17 protein-coding genes are annotated in these 18,784 nt (G+C 71.6%); 15 read left to right on the top strand and 2 right to left on the bottom strand.

All coding sequences use genetic code 11. From position 1 onward, the window contains the following. Window positions 1–74 precede the first annotated feature (74 nt). A complete protein-coding gene (locus Dfulv_RS32950) occupies window positions 75–407 on the top strand; it encodes a hypothetical protein (RefSeq protein ID WP_259857710.1) in 333 nt (110 codons plus the stop codon). On the opposite strand, the gene Dfulv_RS32945 is transcribed toward Dfulv_RS32950, so the two are convergent. Then, complete coding sequence (locus Dfulv_RS32945; protein WP_259857709.1) at window positions 323–1,294, bottom strand: helix-turn-helix transcriptional regulator; 972 nt, start codon at window positions 1,292–1,294, stop codon at window positions 323–325. The genes Dfulv_RS32950 and Dfulv_RS32945 overlap by 85 nt on opposite strands. A 305-nt stretch (window positions 1,295–1,599) precedes the next feature. Between Dfulv_RS32945 and Dfulv_RS32940 the strand changes: the two genes are divergently transcribed. The 13 genes from Dfulv_RS32940 to Dfulv_RS32880 all read left to right on the top strand — a co-directional run bounded on the left by Dfulv_RS32940 (window position 1,600) and on the right by Dfulv_RS32880 (window position 16,826). Beyond that, entirely contained in the window at window positions 1,600–4,230 is a 2,631-nt protein-coding gene (locus tag Dfulv_RS32940) for a helix-turn-helix transcriptional regulator (protein WP_259857708.1), read from the top strand. Window positions 4,231–4,321: 91 nt separating this feature from the next. Continuing rightward, window positions 4,322–5,476 (top strand): hypothetical protein, encoded by a 1,155-nt coding sequence (locus Dfulv_RS32935; RefSeq protein ID WP_259857707.1) that lies wholly within the window; start codon window positions 4,322–4,324, stop codon window positions 5,474–5,476. Next, window positions 5,473–6,948 carry an aminotransferase class I/II-fold pyridoxal phosphate-dependent enzyme gene (locus Dfulv_RS32930; protein WP_259857706.1) on the top strand — a complete coding sequence of 492 codons (1,476 nt, stop codon included), beginning with the start codon at window positions 5,473–5,475 and terminating at the stop codon, window positions 6,946–6,948. The genes Dfulv_RS32935 and Dfulv_RS32930 overlap by 4 nt, the downstream gene beginning before the upstream one ends. Next, window positions 6,945–7,778, top strand: coding sequence for a TIGR01459 family HAD-type hydrolase (locus tag Dfulv_RS32925; RefSeq protein ID WP_259857705.1), 834 nt, complete (start codon window positions 6,945–6,947; stop codon window positions 7,776–7,778). The genes Dfulv_RS32930 and Dfulv_RS32925 overlap by 4 nt, the downstream gene beginning before the upstream one ends. A gap of 39 nt (window positions 7,779–7,817) precedes the next feature. Beyond that, window positions 7,818–8,837 carry an S-methyl-5-thioribose-1-phosphate isomerase gene (gene mtnA, locus Dfulv_RS32920; RefSeq protein WP_259857704.1) on the top strand — a complete coding sequence of 340 codons (1,020 nt, stop codon included), beginning with the start codon at window positions 7,818–7,820 and terminating at the stop codon, window positions 8,835–8,837. Next, window positions 8,834–9,505 carry a methylthioribulose 1-phosphate dehydratase gene (gene mtnB, locus Dfulv_RS32915; RefSeq protein ID WP_259857703.1) on the top strand — a complete coding sequence of 224 codons (672 nt, stop codon included), beginning with the start codon at window positions 8,834–8,836 and terminating at the stop codon, window positions 9,503–9,505. The genes mtnA and mtnB overlap by 4 nt, the downstream gene beginning before the upstream one ends. Before the next feature lie 12 nt (window positions 9,506–9,517). After that, window positions 9,518–10,099 carry a 1,2-dihydroxy-3-keto-5-methylthiopentene dioxygenase gene (locus tag Dfulv_RS32910; protein ID WP_259857702.1) on the top strand — a complete coding sequence of 194 codons (582 nt, stop codon included), beginning with the start codon at window positions 9,518–9,520 and terminating at the stop codon, window positions 10,097–10,099. Beyond that, complete coding sequence (gene mtnC, locus Dfulv_RS32905; RefSeq protein ID WP_259857701.1) at window positions 10,096–10,887, top strand: acireductone synthase; 792 nt, start codon at window positions 10,096–10,098, stop codon at window positions 10,885–10,887. Before Dfulv_RS32910 ends, mtnC begins: the two co-directional genes overlap by 4 nt. Before the next feature lie 49 nt (window positions 10,888–10,936). Continuing rightward, on the top strand, window positions 10,937–11,758 hold the full coding sequence (locus tag Dfulv_RS32900) for an S-methyl-5'-thioadenosine phosphorylase (protein ID WP_259868532.1): 822 nt from the start codon (window positions 10,937–10,939) through the stop codon (window positions 11,756–11,758). 2 nt (window positions 11,759–11,760) lie between these two features. Next, the gene (locus Dfulv_RS32895; RefSeq protein WP_259857700.1) at window positions 11,761–12,987 is read left to right on the top strand and encodes an ATP-grasp domain-containing protein; all 1,227 of its coding nucleotides are present in this window, start codon (window positions 11,761–11,763) and stop codon (window positions 12,985–12,987) included. A 10-nt stretch (window positions 12,988–12,997) separates the two neighbouring features. Next, entirely contained in the window at window positions 12,998–14,221 is a 1,224-nt protein-coding gene (locus Dfulv_RS32890; RefSeq protein WP_259857699.1) for an ATP-grasp domain-containing protein, read from the top strand. After that, complete coding sequence (locus Dfulv_RS32885) at window positions 14,218–15,456, top strand: ATP-grasp domain-containing protein (protein WP_259857698.1); 1,239 nt, start codon at window positions 14,218–14,220, stop codon at window positions 15,454–15,456. The genes Dfulv_RS32890 and Dfulv_RS32885 overlap by 4 nt, the downstream gene beginning before the upstream one ends. Further along, window positions 15,453–16,826, top strand: coding sequence for an MFS transporter (locus tag Dfulv_RS32880; protein ID WP_259857697.1), 1,374 nt, complete (start codon window positions 15,453–15,455; stop codon window positions 16,824–16,826). The genes Dfulv_RS32885 and Dfulv_RS32880 overlap by 4 nt, the downstream gene beginning before the upstream one ends. A 14-nt stretch (window positions 16,827–16,840) precedes the next feature. Here the strand turns inward: Dfulv_RS32880 and Dfulv_RS32875 are convergent, their stop codons facing one another. Further along, entirely contained in the window at window positions 16,841–17,977 is a 1,137-nt protein-coding gene (locus Dfulv_RS32875) for a uroporphyrinogen-III synthase (protein WP_259857696.1), read from the bottom strand. Between the two features lie 388 nt (window positions 17,978–18,365). On the opposite strand from Dfulv_RS32875, the gene Dfulv_RS32870 reads away from it, so the two are divergent. Further along, window positions 18,366–18,773 (top strand): TOBE domain-containing protein, encoded by a 408-nt coding sequence (locus Dfulv_RS32870; protein ID WP_259857695.1) that lies wholly within the window; start codon window positions 18,366–18,368, stop codon window positions 18,771–18,773. Window positions 18,774–18,784: the final 11 nt, after the last annotated feature.

The raw sequence follows: 18,784 nt of genomic DNA, 5'->3' as shown, positions 1-18,784 counted from the left end.
CGGCGGCGTACCACCGCAGGACTTCCAGCCACCGGCCGGCATACAACCACCCGGCGACATGCAACTGCCCGGCGGTGCGCAAGCTCAAGGAACGCTTCCTGGCCAGCGCCGCGTTCAAAGCCGTCTACGAGGACGCCTACCGCGACCTCTACCGCAAGATCTACGCCGGCGCCGCCGCGCTGAACACCCTCGACAGCATCACCAAGGTGAACCAAACGCGGGCAACGAGGTCCCGGACGCCGCTGCCGGCGGTGCCACGTATGACGAGGCCGCCCGGAGCGGTCGCAGGCGGCCTCGTCGTAGCCGCTGGCGACCGCCCGCGCTACGCCAGGCCAGACGCGCGGGCCACCACACCCGCCTGGAACCGGCTCGTCGCCCCGATCGACTCCATGATCTCGGAAATGTAGCGCCGGCAGGTGCGCACGGAGATTCCCAGCCTCCGCGCCACCAGTTCATCCTTGGCACCGGTCGCGAGCAGCCGCAGGATCGCCCGCTTGACGTCGTCCGGGACACACGCCGGCTGCGGATCGGCGGCCTCGAACGGCACCGCACGGTGCCAGGTGCTGTCGAACAGCCCGGCCAGCATCATGACCATCAACGGCTGCCGGACGACGACCGTCGCCGTAGGCCCGTCCGAGGCGATGAGCACGCCGGTCCTGCCGTCGAAGACGAACAGCCGCAGCGGCAGTTCGTCGACGGTGCCGAACGTTCCGCCGGCGTGGGTCAGCATCTTCATGAACGCGGCGGCCGGCAGGTCGTACCGGACGGCGTGCTGGTGGACCGCCCGGACCCGCACCCCCCGCTTGCACGCATCGACGTACCGGGCAAGCGGCAGGCGTTCCACACCCGGCTCCAGCACCGACACGCTCGACGCCGACCGTGACAGCTCGTCGTCCAGTAGGTCGGCGAGGGCCGCCTCGTCACCGACGACCTCCAGTGCCTGGCCGTACCTGGAGTGCTGCGACTGCTCGTGCACCGGCACGAGCCGTTGCAGTTGGTAGCGCAACCGCGCCGCCTGGGCGGCGCGGCGACGTGCGTCGGCCTCGATCGGCGACACCAGTCGCGCCATCGCCACATGGGGCGACACGGCGGTCCAGCCCCGTCCCCGGTCCGGGCAGGGTTCGATGACCCGCAGCGCGGCGAGGCTGCGACGCACGGCGTCGAGTTCCTCCGCCGCGGCACCGGTGACGGCCTGGAGGTTGTCGTCGTCCCAGTCGCCGGTCTCCACGATCTGCCGGTAGGCGGTCACCGTCAGGTCGTCCAGCCGGTCGGTCACACCCTCAACATGATCCATCACAGTATCTCCTTCCGAGCCATCAGTCGGGATGACGACGGTCCCCGCCGGTGCCATGCCGCCGACGGCGCGTGATTTGCACAGGTTTCGATACCGAAACAGCCTGGTCACGGCCGGAGGCGACGTCCTGAGTAGGCGGTACTCAATCGAACCGGACCCCTGCCGCCACACGGGCAGGAAGTGGACGAGGGGGTGTATACCGGGAGACCCGCCCGAACCGGCGCTGGTCAGCGCCGGTTCGGGCGGGGTCCGGAGGACGTGGTTTCGGCGGCGGCAGCACCGACTGAGTATCGGGAGGAACGGGCTTGCGCACGACTGACGGGGAACCGACAGCGCAGGACCGCCGGCTCGTGGGCCGGGCCTACGAGCTGGCGGCGGTGCGGCAAGCGCTGGTGTCCGGCACCGGCTCGGGAGCGCTGCTGACCGGTGAACCCGGTGTCGGCAAGAGCCGGCTCCTCGGCGCCGCCCTCGACGAGCTCGAAGCCGGCGGAGCCGGCGTGGTGCGCATCACCGCGACGCCGTCGTGGCAGGACGTGCCGTTCGGCTCCGTCCCCGGGTTCGCGCCGCCGGACGACGCCGGCCTTGCCGGGGCGTTCCGGCTGGCGAAGCAGGGGCTCACGGAGGGCCGACCGGCCGGCCCGGCCGTGGTCGGCATCGACGACGTCAACTGGCTGGACGACGCGTCCGCCGCGCTGCTGGAGCGGTTGCTCACCGACGGGGTGGTCAAGGTCCTCGCGACGGTGCGGAACAACGCGGCCAACACGCCGGTCGTCGCGCTGGTGCGCCGGGCGGGCGCACTCGACCGTATCGACGTGCGGCCGCTCGACCGCGCCGGCCACGACGACCTCGTGACAGCGGTGCTCGGCGGCCCGGTCAGCGGTCTCGCCCTCGACGCACTGTGGCGGACGACGCTGGGCAACCCGCTGTTCGTCCGGGAGGCGCTGCGCGCCGCCGTCGCCGAACGGAGCCTCCAGCCCCAGGAGGGCGTCTGGAACTGGCGGTCCGGCGGGCGCGCCACGCCCCGGTTGTACGACGCGGTCGAGTTGACGGTCGGGGTCCTGTCGGACGAGGAGGCCGCCGCTCTGGCGTTCGTCGCCTATGCGGAGCCGCTGCGGCCCGCCGTGCTGGACCGGCTCGTCGCACCGGTGGTGGCCGAGCAGTTGGAGGAGCGGGGCCTCATCAGGTTGGTCGACCACGGCGCCGGAGTGCTCGTGCGACTCGGCCATCCGCTGTTCGGCGAGGCGATCCGCGCCCGCACGAAGCCGTTGCGCCGTCGCCGGCTCCTGCGGGAGCTCGTCGAGGCCATGCAGGGCGACGTGGCGTCGGTCGAGGACCGCATCCGGGTCATGTCCTGGCGGTGCGAGGCGGACCTGCCGTTCGACCTCGGCGACGTGCTCGCCGCCGCCGACGCCGCGCTGGACCGGGGCGGTGCCGCCCTGGCGGAGCGGCTCGCCCGGAGCATCCCGGGGCCGATGGGGGCGTGGTACCTGGGACGGGCGCAGGTCGCGCAGGGCCGGCCACAGGATGCCGAACCACTGCTGGCGACCGCGTATGCACGGCTCGACGCCCCCGTCCTCCGGGCGAGAGCGGCCGCGCTGCGGGCCCTGAACCTGTTCTGGGGGCTACGGCAGCCCGACGTCGCGTTGTCCCTGCTCGAGGAGGCGCATCGGCAGCTACCGGAGAGCGTGCACGGGGAGATGCTCGTCGCCGGGGCCGGCATCGCGGTGTTCTACAAGTCCGACGTCAACGCCGCGGCCGCCGTCGCCGCCGCGTTGCAGGAGCCGCCGCAGGAGCCGCTGCTGGCTGTCGCGCTGACCCCGCTGCTGCCGTTCGTGCTGGTGTACGCGGGGGCGCCCCGGCAGGCCGCGGCCGAGCTCGCCGACAGCGTGCTGCCGCAGCCGACCTGGCCGACGATGCGGGCCGCGACCCAGGCATGCCACATCCACGCGCTCGTGATGTGCGGGCGGTTGGAGGAGGCCGCACCCCTTGCCGAACGGTACTACCAGGATGCGGTGGCACACGGTTCCCCGGACGGAGCGGGCCTGCTCGCCATGATGGTGGGCATCTGCCACGGCGACCGCGGCCGGGTCGAGCAGGCCGCGAGGTGGACGAACGAGGCGCTCGCCGTCACCGACGCCCGGACCCTCTTCCCGATCCGCGCGAACATCCTCGGCATGCAGGCGTGGTGGGCGGCCCACCAGGGCCGGGCCGAACGGGCCACCCAGGCATTGACTGCCGTCGACGAGTTGCTGCCCGCGGACAGTCGCAGCGGTGACTACGCCCGCCTCGCGAAGGCCCTGCTGCTGGCCAGCACCGGCCGGCCGGCCGCGGCCGTGAAGATCCTGCGCGACCTCGCCGAGCAGTTCATCGGCGCGGGCGTCGTCTCCTCCGCCATGGAAGCGCTGCACCTGTGGTCCAGGGTGGAGCCGTCGGCCGAGGTCGCCGCCGAGGTCAGGCGGGTGGCGGAGATGTCCGACAGCCCGTTGTTCTCCTGGTTCGCCGAGTACGCCGACGCCCTGGCCGACGCCGATCCCGACCGGCTCGAGGCGCTCAGCCTGGCCTGGGAGCAACGCAGCTACACCGCGCTCGCCCTGGAGTCGGCGGTGCGGGCGTGGCAGGCCCGCCCGGACGCGGAGCAGCGCGCATCGGGACGGCTTTTGCGGCGGATCGCGAAGCTCCGGGACCGTTGTGACGGTCACTGGCCCGGGTGGCTCGTGGAACCGGTGGCGGTCGCCGGTCTCACCCGCCGGGAGCGGGAGATCTGCGCGCTGGCGGCGGCCGGGCTGAGCAACGCGGAGATCTCCGTGCGGCTGGTGCTGTCCGTCCGCACGGTGGAGAACCATCTGCAGCGCGCCTACGACAAGCTCGGCATCCGTCAGCGCGGCCAGCTCGCCGACGCCCTGCACGGCGCGGACGCGCGGCCGACACCCGGATGACCGGCCGGGTGCGGCGCGGGATAGCGGTCTGGCAACTTGTTCCGGGGCCGCGGCCCTGTCGGTGACGGGGTCGCCGACCTAGCGTCGAGCCGTGCGGAAGAACACCAGGCGTGACAGAACACTACTGATCATTGGCAACGGGGTTCTCGGCGGGAACGTGCTCGACCTGCTCTCCTGGGTCGGGTTCGACGGTCAGATCGTCGTCGGCGGCCGGAACAGGACGGCGGTCGAAGAACGCGTCAACCTGGCCCGGCTCGCGGCATACAATCAGGGCACCAATCCGCGGCTCGCAGCCGCCTGCGTCGACCTCGACGACGTCGACCGTACCGCCGAGACGGTCTCCCGGCTGCGCCCCGACATCATTTTCAACACGGCCTCGGTCCAGACGTACTGGCGGATCTCCCTCCTGCCACGAGAGCTGTACCAGATGCTCGACCGGCCGGGCGTCGGTCCGTGGCTGCCCATGCACCTCAGTCCCGCTCACCGTCTGATGACCGCGGTACACCGCTCCGGCCACGATTCCGTCGTCGTCAACGCGGCCTACCCGGACGCGGTCAATCCGGCCCTGCAGACCTGCGGCCTGGCTCCGGCGGTCGGCATCGGCAACGTGATGAACGTCGTGCCGGCCGTGCGTTCCGCGGCGGCGCTGCACCTCGGCGTCGATGTCGAGCGCGTGCACGTCAGGCTCGTCGCCCACCACTACGTCAGCAACCGCCTGCCCGCCGCCGGCGACACCGGTGGAGCCGACTACGACCTGCGGATCTACGTCGACGGCACCGACGTCACCGACAGCGCGGACACCCCCGCGCTGTTCCGCCTCCTGCCGACCGACGTCCGGCGTACCCGTGGGCGGGCCGGCATGTACGTCACCGCCAGTTCGGCGTTCGCCGTGCTCAACGGCCTGACCTCAGCGACGCCGGTCACCGTCCACGCTCCCGGTCCGCTCGGCCTCGTGGGCGGTTACCCGGTGCGGCTCTCGGAGCACGGCATCGAGCTGGACCTGGCGTCGGCGTGTTCGCAGGAGCGCGCCGTGGCCGTGAACGAGCAGGGCCAGGTCTTCGACGGGATCGAGCGCATCGAGGTCAACGGCCGGGTCGTGTTCACCGACCTCGCGACCCGGACGATGTCGGACGTGCTGGGACACCACTGCCCCGAGTTCAAGGTCGAGGACTGCCACGACTGGGCGCGCGAGCTCAAGGCGAAGTACTCGGCGTTCGAGGCGAGGACCGGGGTGACCGGCTCATGACGCCGATCAGGCCGCTCGACCGCCTGCGCGCCAGCCGGCAGGTGCTGGGCGGGGTCGACGCCGACGGCGTCAAGGTCCATCCGAGCATGTTCGATCCCGACGTGCTGTCGCTGGCCCACGGGGACGGCACGCGTCGTCCCCATCCCGACGTCATCGCGGCCGGGGTGACCGCCCTCCTCGACAGCCGGCGCGCCTCGCTGGACGACTATCACTTCCTCCAGCGCCACGCCGACTTCGAAGCGGCCGTGACGGCCGACTTCGAGCGCAACGGAATCCCGCCGGAGTCCGCGGCGAACATCTGTGCCGACAGTGGAACCACGAGACTCTTCGCCGCGTTCCTGCACGCCTGCTCGCAGCCCGGCGACGTGTTCCTGGTTCCGACGTCGTACTACCATCCGCTGCCGAGCTGGTGCGATCTGTTCGGCGTCGAACTGTCGCTCGTGCCGACCAGCGCGGAGCACTCGTTCAAGCTGACCCCGGAGGCGCTCGGCGAGCACTTCGCCGCCAACCCGCAGCACGCCGGGCGGGCGCGGGGCCTGTTCCTCTTCAATCCGACCCAGACCGGAGCGGTCTACACCCCGGACGAACTGAAGACGATCGCCGAGGCGGTCTTCGAACACGACCTCGTGGTGCTCGAGGACTGTGTGTTCGCGGGCACCGAGTTTCCCGGCGAGCCGCGGGTCCACCACCTCGCCGCGACCGTTCCCGAGGTCGCCGGGCGGGTCGTGACGATCAAGGGTGGATCGAAGGCGTTCAACCTGGCCAACATCCGCATCGGCTGGGGCTGTGGCCCGGCCGACGTCATCGGGCGGATGAACGACCACACCACCACGACGCTCGCCACCGTCCCGTACATCGCCAAGGCGATGGCGTTCGCGGCGCTCTGCGCACCGCACAGCTACCTGCACGCCAACAGCGCCGAGTGCGCGGCGCGCGTCGCGCTCATCACGGAACTGGTCGACGAGGTCAACCGCGAGCTCGCGGCCTGGTCGGACCGGCCGGTGCTGCACATCCCGCACCGGCCGCAGGCCGGTCACGGCATGCTCGTCAGTGCCACCGGCCTCCTCGGCCGGCGACGCGCAGGCGAGCCGGCCATCCGGACCAGCGTCGACATCGCCCGGCTCCTCCTGCGTGACGCGCGGGTCGCGGTCTCGCCGGGGTACTCCCTCGGCTTCGACGGTGCCGAACTGCGGCTCGTCTTCGGCTCGGTCGGGCTCAAGCAGACCTACGCCGGCGCCCTGGACACCGAGCTGCTGAGCGCCATCACCAGCGTCGCCGGCACCTGCACCCGGTCGCGGCCCGCCATCGCCGACGGGCTCATGCGGATGGCCGAGGCGATGCCGCCGGGCGCCGACGACGACACGTCGGCGACCTTCCGGCCCGGTCGTGACCTCATCGTGCAGGCGTTCCGGGAGCGGATCACCCCCGCGCTGGCGGCCTTCCTGAGCGCCTCGCGAACCGAGTCGCCATGACCGTGGAAATCACCGGGATCGGCGACGTGGTCGCCGGCTACGACGCCGTCCTCGTCGACGTGTGGGGTGTGCTCATCGACGGTGTCCGGCCGTTCCCGCTCGCCGTGGACTGCCTGCGGAACATCCGGGCCGGCGGCCGGGCAGTGGGCCTGATCTCCAACACGTCGAGGAGCGCAGGCAACCTGGCACGGATGCTGGACGCAATGGGCATCCCGCGGGACCTCTACGACGTCGTGCTGACCTCGGGAGAGCTGGCCAGGCAGGCCCTCAGCCGGCGGGCGCCGGCGTCCTCCCCGAGATGGCGGCGATACCTGCATCTCGGCAGCCGCGAGAATACGGAATGGCTGTCGACGACGGGCATCACGGAGGTGGAGGATCCCGACGACGCGGACGTCATCGTCGCCACCGGCATCCTGACGGATCCGGTCAGCCACCCGGGGCTCCGGCTGGTCCTCACCAGAGCCAGATCCCGCGAACTACCGATGATCTGCGCGAACCCGGACCGGGAGGTCCTCGTGGGCGGCCGGCGCCACGTCGCGGTGGGAGCAGTCGCCGACGCCTACGAGAAGATCGGCGGCGACGTCGTCCGGTACGGCAAGCCCGAGCCGCCGATCTACGCGCATTTCCGGACGTTGCCGGGGTTCGCGGCGCCGCGACGGATCCTGGCGGTGGGTGACGCCAAGGACACGGACGTCCTCGGGGCCGCTCGGGCGGGCCTGGACACCACGCTCGTGGTCGGCACCGGCCTGCACCGTCTGCGGGCGGCGACGGATCCCGCCCTCCCGGCCGCCGTCGCACCGACGTATTCCATCGAGCAGTTCGCGTGGTGACGCGTTGCGGTCGCCGCTGCAAACCAATGGGAGATTGCCATGGAGCGTTCGCTTGACTGGGACTCCGGCTGCATCGTCGCGGTGGACCAGACAGCACTTCCGAGCCGGACCACGATCCTGCGCATAGACACGGTCGGGGACCTCGTCGCCGCGATCCGGCGCCTGGCGATCCGGGGAGCGCCGGCGATCGGGCTGGCCGGGGCGCTCGGTGTGGCGCTGTCCGCCCACCGGCACACGGTGGCGGGCCGGACCGATCACGCGGCCGTGCGGGCGGACGCGGACCTTCTCGCCGCCGCGCGGCCGACGGCCTCGAACCTCGAGTGGGGGGTGCGGCGCGCCCTGGCCCGGCTCTCCGAGGGCCCGGACGCGGTGCTTGCCGAGGCCCGGTTGATGCTCGAGGAGGACGAGCGGACGAACCGCGCCGCCGCGGCCCGCGCCGCCGAGCTGATCCGGCAGCTGTGCCGGCGACGGCCGCTGCGTATCCTCACGCACTGCAACACCGGTCGGCTCGCCACGGCGGCATGGGGGACGGCGCTGGGCGCCGTGGCCGACCTCGCCGCGGCCGGCGAGGTCGACCACGTGCTTGTCACGGAGACCCGCCCGCTGCTGCAGGGCGCGCGGCTCACCGCGTGGGAGCTGGCCGAGGCGGGCATCCCGCACCGGTTGTGCGTGGACTCCGCCGCACCGGCCGCCATCTCCCGCGGCCTCGTCGATTGCGTGCTCGTGGGCGCGGACCGGATCGCCATGAACGGCGACACGGCGAACAAGATCGGGACGTACGGTCTGGCCGTCGCCGCGGCCCGGCACCGCGTCCCGTTCGTGGTCGTCGCGCCGGAGTCCACACTGGACCCGTCCACCGCAAGCGGCGACCAGATCGTCATCGAGGAGCGTCTCGCCGCCGAGGTGCTCGGGTACGCCGGACTGCGGACGGCACCCGCCGGCACTGCGGTCTACAACCCGGCCTTCGACGTCACCCCCGCCGAACTGGTCACCGCCATCGCGACCGAGCGGCGGCTGCTGCGCGACTTCGGCGCCCTGTCAGGAAAGGCAACCGCGTGAATCAACACCTGGACCGCGCGACGGCGGCGGCCGGACTGGCGCAGACGGCCCGGGACCTGTACCGGCGTGGCTGGATGGACGGCACGGCCGGAAATCTCTCCGCACGACTGGCGGAGCCGGCACACGCCGCGCTCATCACCGCGAGCGGGCGGAGCAAGGGAAGCCTCACCGCCCAGGACATGGTCGCCGTGGACGCGGTCACCGGGCAGCCGCTGGAACCGGGAGGACCGCCCCCGTCCGCCGAGACCAGCATTCACGCCGCTGTGTACCGGACGGTTCCCGGCTGCGGGGCCGTCGTCCACGCGCACCCGCCCCACGCCACGGCGGTGGCCGTCCTCGCCGCGCGGGACGACCGGGACGCGGTGCGCTTCACCGACCTGGAGGTGATCAAGGGCCTTGCGGTGCCCGACCCCACCGCGATCAGCGTCCCGGTCTTCACGAACTGGCTCGACGTGCGGGTCATCGGCTCGGACGTCGCGGCGTACCTCACCACCAACGGGTCCGGAATCCCACCGGTGCTGCTCATCGCCTTCCACGGCGCCACCGCCTGGGGGCCGACGCTCGACGTCGCGCGTAACCGGCTCGAATGCCTGGAGGCGCTGTGTCAGCTGTCGTTGCTCACCGGGCAGTACCCGGCGCGAACCGAAATGCCAATCCGAGGAGCCTGAGAGGAGCCTGACATGACCTTCCTCCAGATCATGCCCGACCACGACGGCGGCGAGATCCTGCTGCGGACGGCCGACACCGCGCGCATCGCGGCCGAACTCGCCCGATGGAAGATCGGATTCGAGCGCTGGGACACGAGCCGGCACCTGCCGGCCGACGCCGACGCCGACCAGGTGCTGGCCGCGTACCGGGACGACGTCGAACGGATCCGCGCCGAGGGCGGCTACCGGTTGGTCGACGTGGTCAGCATGCGGCCGGACGACACCGACCCGGAATGGCCGGCGAAGGTCAAGACCGCCCGGGAACGGTTCCTCGACGAGCATGTCCACGACGAGGACGAAGTGCGGTTCTTCGTGGAGGGCCAGGGATGTTTCTACCTCCACCTAGAGCACCGGGTGTACGCGGTGGTCTGCGAGGCGGGCGATCTGCTGTCCGTTCCGCGGGGGACCGCGCACTGGTTCGACATGGGCACCCGGCCGCGGTTCACCGCGATCCGCTTCTTCCAGGAGGAGGACGGCTGGATCGCCGACTTCACCGGCGATCCGGTAGCGCGGAGGATCCCGTACCTGCACGAGCTGGCCGTCACACGCCCATGAGCCGGCAGCCGACCATCGACGCCGTGGTCCTCGACATCGAGGGCACGACGAGTTCCCTGCGTCACCTCCGCGACCGGCACTTTCCCTACTCGCGGGCCAGGATTGCGGAGTTCACGCGGCGTGGCACGCCGGAGATCCGCTCGCTGCTGGACGAGACCGCCCGGATGGCCGGGCAGCCCGGCGCCACCGACGCCGAACTCGCCGCGACACTGCAACGGTGGGTGGACGAGGACGCGAAGACGCCACCGCTGAAAGCGCTGCAGGGCATGATCTGGGCGGAGGCCTACGCCGCCGGCGAGCTCATGGCACACGTGTACACCGACGTGCCCGTTGCCCTGCGTATGTGGCGGGACGAGGGCGTGCGGGTGCACACGTTCTCGTCCGGCTCCGTCCAGGCGCAGCGCGACTGGTTCCGCCACACCGACCACGGTGACCTGCTGCCCCTGCTCGCCCGCTGCTTCGACACCCGAAACGCGGGGCCGAAGGCCGACCCGGACTCCTACAGCGCGATCGGTCGCGCCATCGAGGTGCCGCCGAGCCGTATCCTGTTCGCCTCGGACCGGCCGGCCGAGCTGGACGCCGCGCGGCGCGCGGGCATGCGCACCGTGGGCCTGCAACGCCCGGAGAATCCACCGACCGACTTCGGCGAGCACCCCTGGGGCCGGGACCTGGCCGACGCGTGGGCGGCGGCCGGCTGCCGTTCGTCCGATTCGCTTTTCTGCAAGCGGAGCGACGTCGTCGCGGAGGCGACACGTCGACTGTCGTCGTTGAACGCAAAGGAGCTGTAGCGTGTCTGTGCCGGACACCGCGGCCCAGCAGGTCCTGGCCGACGTGGCCGTGGTCGGGGGCAGCGGGTTCTACCACTTCGTGGACGACCTTCACGAGGTCGAGATCGACACACCGTACGGAGCGCCGTCGGACCGGTTGCGGGTCGGCAGCGTGCAGGGCCGGAACGTCGCCTTCCTCGCCCGGCACGGCCGCGATCACAGATTCCCGCCGCATCGGATCAACTACCGGGCCAACATGTGGGCGCTGCGTTCGATCGGCGTGCAGCAGGTGCTCGCGCCGTGTGCGGTGGGCTCGCTGCGACCGGACCTCGGACCGGGCAGCCTGGTGATTCCCGACCAGATCGTCGACCGCACCGGCGGCCGGCAGGGGACCTACTTCGACGAGGGCGCCGCGCACGTCTCGTTCGCCGATCCGTACTGCCCGAGCGGCCGGGCCGCCGTCCGAGCGGCCGCCGAGCGAACCGCGATGCCGGCCGTCGACGGCGGCACGATGGTGGTGATCGACGGACCGCGGTTCTCGACCCGCGCCGAGTCGCGGTGGTACGCGACCCAGGGCTGGGCGCTCGTGAACATGACCGGGATGCCCGAAGCCGTGTTGGCCCGCGAGCTGGCGATGTGTTACACGTCGATCGCGCTCGTCACCGATGTGGACGCCGGTGTGGACGCCGCGACGGCGGTCAACCAGGCCGAGGTGTTTCGCGTGTTCGCCGAGCACACCGAGCGCCTGCGCGCGCTCCTGCGGGACCTGGTCGCCGACCTGGAGAAGGATCGCCGCTGCCCGTGCCCCGCCGCCCTGGACGGCCTTGCCCATCGGCACAGCGAGGGGTCGCCGGGCGAACGTCACCTCGTCGGGGGCGACCGGTGCGGGTAGCGATGATCGGGTTCAGCGAGGCCCGGGTGCGGGCCCTGTCCCGCTCCGCCGCCGAGCTGGACCTCGAACTGGTCGTCTTCGACGACCCGGACGTCTGCCGGAAAAAGCGGGTGCCGGAGCGCGCGGGTCGCTGCCCGGCGGTCAAGGGCGTCGTGGCCGCGCGCTATGTCGACTCCGGCGACTTTCTGGCGGCGATCCGTGACGAACACGACCGGGCAGCGTTCGCGGCGGTGTATCCCGGACTCGAGTACACCGTCGTCGTGGCGGCCCAGGCCGCGCAGCGACTGTCGCTGAGGGGCGCCGGCGTGCCCGCGGCGCGCGTGCTCCGCGACAAGCTGTTGCTCCGTGAGCGTGCGCAGGCGAACGGACTCGCCAATCCCCGATGGGCCGAGGTGCGTTGCGCGGCCGACGTCGCGGCGTTTCTCCGTGAGTCGGGAAGGGTCGTGCTGAAGCCGGCCAACAGACAGGCCAGCCTGGGCGTGCAGATCCTCGGCCCCGGCGATGACGTGGACGCTGCCTGGGCGGAGACCGTTGCCGCCGACGAGGACACGCTGGTGCCCGACGACAGGCCCGAGTGGCGGTTCATGGTCGAGGAACTGGTCGTCGGCGACGAGTACAGCGTCGAACTCCTCCTCGACCGGGGGCGACCGGTCTTTGCCAACGTCACCGCCAAGTCGGTGCAGAGCGGGCGGTATCCGGTGGAGCTCGGCCACGTGGTGCCGGCCACACTGCCCGGACCCGGCGCCACGAGCCTGGTCGACGCGACCCGGACCCTGGTCAGGGCGGTGGGCTACGACACCGGAGTCGTGCACGCGGAGTGGATTCTCACCGCTCGCGGCCCCGTGCTGGTGGAGTGCGCGGGCCGCCTCCCTGGCGATTCCATCGTCGAACTGATCGACCACGCCTACGGCATCGACCTGTCCAGGGCACTGCTGCACCTGCTCTGCGCACAGCCGGTGCCGCTTCCCCGGCACCCGTCCAGAGGCGCGGCGATCCGGTTCCTCACCGCCGCCCCCGGCATCGTCGAGGACATCCGCGGGGCCGAGATCGCCCACGGACGGCAAGGCGTCGTCGACTGCTCGATCACGGTGGCCGTCGGTGACCGGGTCACCGAGGTCCGCAACTCCTGGGAACGCATCGGTCATGTGATGGCGGTCGACACCACGGCACCGGCCGCGGAAGCCTGCGCGGCCGCCGCCGCGGCATCAGTCAAGGTTCTGACCAGATAGGGGACCCGAAGTGGCCGAAGAGATCCTGTTCATCGAGACGAACCAGGCGGGCAACGGCGTGATGGCGATGCGTGCCGCACGTCGCCTGGGATACCGCTGTCACTTCGTGACGAACTCGCTCGAGGCCTACAGCGGTATGGCCGACCATCCGGCCGAAGCGGCCGACGAGGTGTCGATCGTGGACACCTACGACATCACGAAGCTCTTGCAGTTCGGGTCGGGCCGCAAGGCGGCGGCCGTGATGGCCTTCGACGACTTCCGCGCCGTCCAGGCGGCCATCCTCGCGGATCACCTCGGGATCAAGTCCGGGCCCAGCTATCACGCATTGATCAACGTACGCTTCAAGGACCGGATGCGGGAGCGCCTGCGCGGCACGCGGCATCACGTGCGGTTCAGCAAGCACGCGCTGGACAGCGGGTTCGAGAACGACATCGGCTACCCGTGCGTCGTCAAGCCCGCTGACGGCAGCGGCAGCGTCGGGGTTCGCATCTGCGACGACGAGGCCGACTTCCTGGACGCGGTCGCAGATCTCCGGTCGCAGCGGAACAAGATTTCGATCGGTGCCTACCGGATCGACCATCTGGTCATCGAGGAGGTGGTCCCCGGCGACGAGTACAGCGCGGAGATGGTGTGGGACGTGGCCGGGTCCCGCTGGCACCTCGTCGGCGTGACCAAGACGTATCTCTCCCCGCTGCCGCATCGCGTCGAGCTCGGCCACCTGTTCCCGTACCCGCTCCCGCCGGCGCTCGAGGAGCGGGTGACGCACGAGCTCCGCGACGTCCTCGAACTGCTCGGGCTGCGCGGAACGATCGTCCACCTCGAGTTCCGGCTGGACGGCGAGACGATCAAGGTGATCGAGATCAACGCCCGGCCGGCGGGCGGCCGCATCGCCCAGCTCACCCGGGCCGCACGGGGCATCGACCTGACCGAGTTGCAGGTGATGGCCCACCTCGGCCTGGCGGCCGAACGCCTCGGCGCCGGCGACTCCTCGGATCGCTTCGCCGGCGTCCGGTTCTTCGTTCCCGAGCGCCCCGGCGTGGTCGAGAGGATCACCATGCCGCCGGTCACCGATCCGCTCATCGTCGACACCGGCACGGTCCGGCTACCGGTGTCGCTGTCGACAGTGAACGACAACGACGCACGCCTCGCGTACGCGATCGCCACCGGATCCTCGGTGCCCGAGGTCGAGACGCGGCTGGCCCGGTATGTCGACATGATCCGTGACGAGCGATGACCGGCGCACCGACCCGGATCCTGCTCGTCGCGCCGACCGCCGAGCTGACCGACCGGGCGAGGGCACTGGGTGTCGAGACCTTCGTCGTCACGACGAAGCGCCGGGCCGGCCTGGAGCACATCGGCCACGCCCGGATGACGCTCGTCGTCGACGACCTGTCCGACGACCAGGTGCTGCCCGTCGTGACCGCGGCGCATCGGCTCGCACCGTTCTCCGCGTGCGTGTCCCTGACCGAGTACGGCCTGGAGCCGGCGGCGGCGATCGCCGCGGCGCTGGGCATCCGCGGCGTCGACGCCGACGCCGTCCGGCGCACCCGGGACAAGGCGCTGATGCGGGAGGCACTGGCCCGTGCCGGGCTGTCGGAGGTAGCGGCCCAGGAGTGCGTCTCGGCGGACGAGGCGCACCGCTTCGCGAAGCGGCACGGATACCCCGTGATCGTCAAGCCGGTCGACGGCGTCGGCAGCGCGATGGTGCGGCGCGTCGACGGCCCCGACGACATGGTGCTGGCCTTTCCGGACGCGGATGCCGCGCCGGCCCCGCGCTTCCTGGTCGAGCAGTATCTCACCGGCCCCGAGTACTCGGTGGAGTGCTTCACCGTCGACGGAGCGCACACGGTGCTGGCCGTGACGGAGAAACACCTGATCGGCGGCGCGGAGCAGGCCGCATACGTCGAGTTGGGCCATGCGGTGCCGGCCGCCCTGGCGGAGCCCGATCGGGCCGCGATCGTCGCGCTGACCGTGGAGGCGCTCACCGTCCTGGGCGTCGATGGCGGCCCGAGCCACACGGAGGTCAAGGTGACGCCCTCCGGTCCCCGCATCATCGAGACCCACACCCGGGTCGGTGGTGACTACATTCCGGACCTCGTCCAGCGAGTCACCGGTGTGGACCTGTACGAGCAGACGGTGCGCTGGGCCGCCGGGTTGCCCATGTCACTCGCCGCGATTCCGGGCGGCTGCGGCGCGGCGATCCGGTTCTTCACCCCGGATCCCGGCGTCCTGACGTCGGTGCACGGCGCATCGCTGATCAGCAACCTTCCCGGGGTGGTGCGCCACGAGCTGACCGTCCGGTCCGGAGACACTGTTCCGCCCGTCCGGCGCTCGTTGGACCGATCCGGCTACGTGCTGGCAGTCGGGGAGGACGGTCGCGCCGCGATGGCGCTCTGCGAGCGTGCCGTCGGACTGGTCCGCTTCGAGTCGGATCCGGCGGTCGTGGCCCGTCGCCCGCTCAACGCATGATCGAGTCGACGAATCGCGCGGCGTCCGGCGGCTCCACCGGGAGGACCGCCGCGCCGTCCTCGGGGGAGCCGGAGCCGCCGGTCCCGCTCGCGGCGCCGGCGAACGGCCGGCGGCTGTGGGCGCGGGCCGCCGGCGCGCTGCCGGCGGGACGTGTCGGCCGGCGGCTCGTGCTGATGGCGCTCGTCGACTCGACGGGCACGGGCGTGTTTCTCGCTGTCTCCGCGATCTTTCTCAGCCGCTCCGTCGGCCTCCCGATCAGCACCGTCACGCTCGGCATATCGCTCGGTGGAGCGATCGCCCTGCTGACGGCCATCCCGGTCGGCGGTGTCGCCGACCGGTTCGGGCCGAAGCGGGTGCTCGTCGTCGTCAGCGTCTGGCGGGCGGTGTGTTACACGCTCTACGCGTTTGTCACCGGCCCGGCGAGCTTCATCGTCGTCATGTGCACCCTGGCCCTGGTCGACCGGACCGCGGCGCCGATCGTGCAGGCGCTGGTCGGTCAGGTCGTGGCCGAGGAGGATCGCGTTCGCACCATGGCCGTCATGCGGTCGTTGCGCAACGTCGGCTTCACCGTCGGAGCCATGCTGGGAGGCGTCGTGCTGGCGCTCGACACCCGCACGGCCTACTCCTGCGCCCTCGTCCTCAACGGTGTGTCGTACGCGGGTGTCGCGATCGTCGCGGCCAGGCTGCCCTGGGTGGCGGCGTCCGCCGGCAGCGCGATCCGGCGCACGGTCTCGTTCCGCGTGCTGAGGGATCGTCCGTACTTCGCCCTCGCGCTGCTCAACGCCCTCCTGACACTGCACATGCCGCTGCTGGCCATCGGGATGCCGCTGTGGATCGTGACCAACTCGAACGCCCCGAAGGCGGTCGTCGCTCCGCTGCTCGCCCTCAACACGGTGCTGGCCGTCGTCCTTCAGGTTCGGGCGAGCCGCGGATCGGAGCACCCTGCCGGGGCGGCCGTCCACCTGCGCCGCGCCGGCATCTCGCTGGCGGTGTGCTGCGGGCTCCTCGCGCTGCTCCCTCGGTTGTCCGCCGCGCAGGCCGTCGGGCTGCTCGTGCTGTGCATCCTGGCGCACACCGCCGGCGAGTTGTACCAGTCCTCGGGCGGATGGGGGCTCTCCTTCCAACTGGCGAAGGAGGGGCAGCACGGCGCATATCTGTCGGTCTTCTGGCTCGGCGTCAGTCTCCAGCAGATCGGCGCTCCCATCCTCATGAACGTCGTCATCGCCGGTGGCCCGGCCGCATGGGTCGCGCTCGGCGCCGTCATCGCTGTCACCGGCCTTGCGGTTCCGGCGGTGACCCGCTGGGCCGTCGCCGCACGGGCGCGCGAGGCGGCGGCACACGGCCGGCACGCCGGCGCCGGTGACCCGTAGCCCCGCCGGTCGGCTCAGGCGGCGAGCCGATATCCGCGCTTGATCACCGTCTGCACAAGGTCGGGATCCGGCATCGCCCGGCGTAATCGGGACACCGCCATCTCGATCGCGTGGTCGTCGACGTCGGTCAGACCGGGGACGAGCCGTCGGATGTCCGCGCTGGAGAGCACCTTGCCCGGCTCGGCGGCGAGAACCCGCAGGACCTCGACGGGTCCTTGCTGGATGGGGTAGAGCCTTCCGTCGAACAGTGCCGCGTGCCCCCGCACCTCCAGTGCCCGGCCGCCGACGGTGGCGTGCACAGCCCGGTCGAGGACCGACCTGGCCAGCAGTGCGGCCGTTTCCTCGTCGAACGGCATCGGCGGTGTCGCCGGCTCCACGTGGTGCCTGCGGAGCACCGCTGCGGCAAGCGGACCGCGGCAGACGGTCGGGACGTGTGCGCCGAGCTGGGCGACCACCGCCGGCAGCCGCCCGTGGTCCGTGGCGAAACGGAGGATGTGAGCGGCTGCGACCGGGTCGAGCCAGGCGACCGCGTCGACCTGGCGGCGACTCACCAGCTCGACGACGCGCCGCACGCCGACGACATCGTTCGGCGGTTCGGTGACGTACGTGGGGACCTCGATCACGTCGGCGCCGCGCAGTCGTAACGACTGGCAGTGCTCCGCCTGGTCCGGTGTGTCGAGTTGGGCGGCGATGCGCCGCCCGTCAGGTTGGTGGGTCAGCAGGTACCGGTACAGCCCCTCGGCGGTTCCGGTCGCCGTCGTGAGCACGTCGTGCAGACCGTTGGCACGCAGGGCGTCGGCGGTCCGGGCGTCGGCGGCCAGCAGGCGGGCGGAGCGGAGCGCCGCCAGCAGCCGACTCGGATCGGGTGCTGCGCGCAGCCACACCCGCACGCCGGCGGCCGATGAGCCGACCACATCGGCGAGCGGCCTGTCAAGACCCGCGGTCGTGGCCCGGCGCAGCGCGTCCACGTCCGGCTGTGGCACCGCGCGGACGCCCTGGACCGACACGATCCGGGCGCCGTGCTGTTCGAGCAGGTCGGCGAGGCGGTGCCGGCGACGATGGCTGATCACGGCGATGGTGAATCCGGCGAGGAGAGTCGGGTTGACCGCAGCGTCGCCGGTGCTGCCGGTGCCCGCCGATTGCGGCGCCACGGTCTCCTTCCCGGAACGGCGAGGGTTCAGCAGATCGGGTCCGGATCGTATGCCCTGCGTCGCCGCCACGGGCAGTGCCACAGGGTACCGATCGGCGGCATCCGGCCATCGACAGATTGAACGCCCGGTGGCGGCGACAAGTTCACGTCCGCGCCGACGCCTTGGTCGCGTGGCGTGCCGGAACGGCTCATCCGGTGATCTTGTGAGACGCCTTGCAACACGGTTACACGTGGCGGCTGCCTCTGGTGCGCGCCCTCACCGGGCCCCAACACTCGAGTGACACACCGCCGAATGCGATGAGGGAAGGCCGATGAATGCCAGCAATGTGCTCGTTCGGAACGCTGACCCGCTCGCAGTGGCTGAGCCGACGATCAACCTGATACCGGCGATGATCATCGAGCGCCTCGGATGCCCTGTCCTCGCCGTGTGCGGCCAGCAGGTGCCGGTGTCGGCACTGTTGCGGCAGCATCCGCTGTTGCGTCGGTATCTCGGCCGGCCCATCGTCGTCGGGGTCCGGCCCGAGCACCTGCAGGACGCCGTGGTACGGCAGCCCGCCGCAGCGGGATCGGCGGCGTTGGTGCTGCATGGAGTGGTGCGGCTGGTCCGCCCCGCAGGCCCGGACCGGATCGTCCAACTGGAACTGGCCGACGGTGAAGGCTGCGCACTGCCCGCGCCCACAGTGGTGGCGAGGGTGAGCGGCTGCTCGAGCGCCGGCACCGGTGAACCGATCATGCTCGCTGTCGACACTCGGCACATGCTGGTGTTCGACGCCCAGAACGGCCGGAGCCTGTGGTGAGGCGCCGGTGG

Source organism: Dactylosporangium fulvum (assembly GCF_025137375.1).
Lineage (GTDB): Bacteria > Actinomycetota > Actinomycetes > Mycobacteriales > Micromonosporaceae > Dactylosporangium > Dactylosporangium fulvum.
The sequence above is the reverse complement of the archived record's forward strand: the minus strand, read 5'-3'. Positions and strand labels throughout refer to the sequence as shown.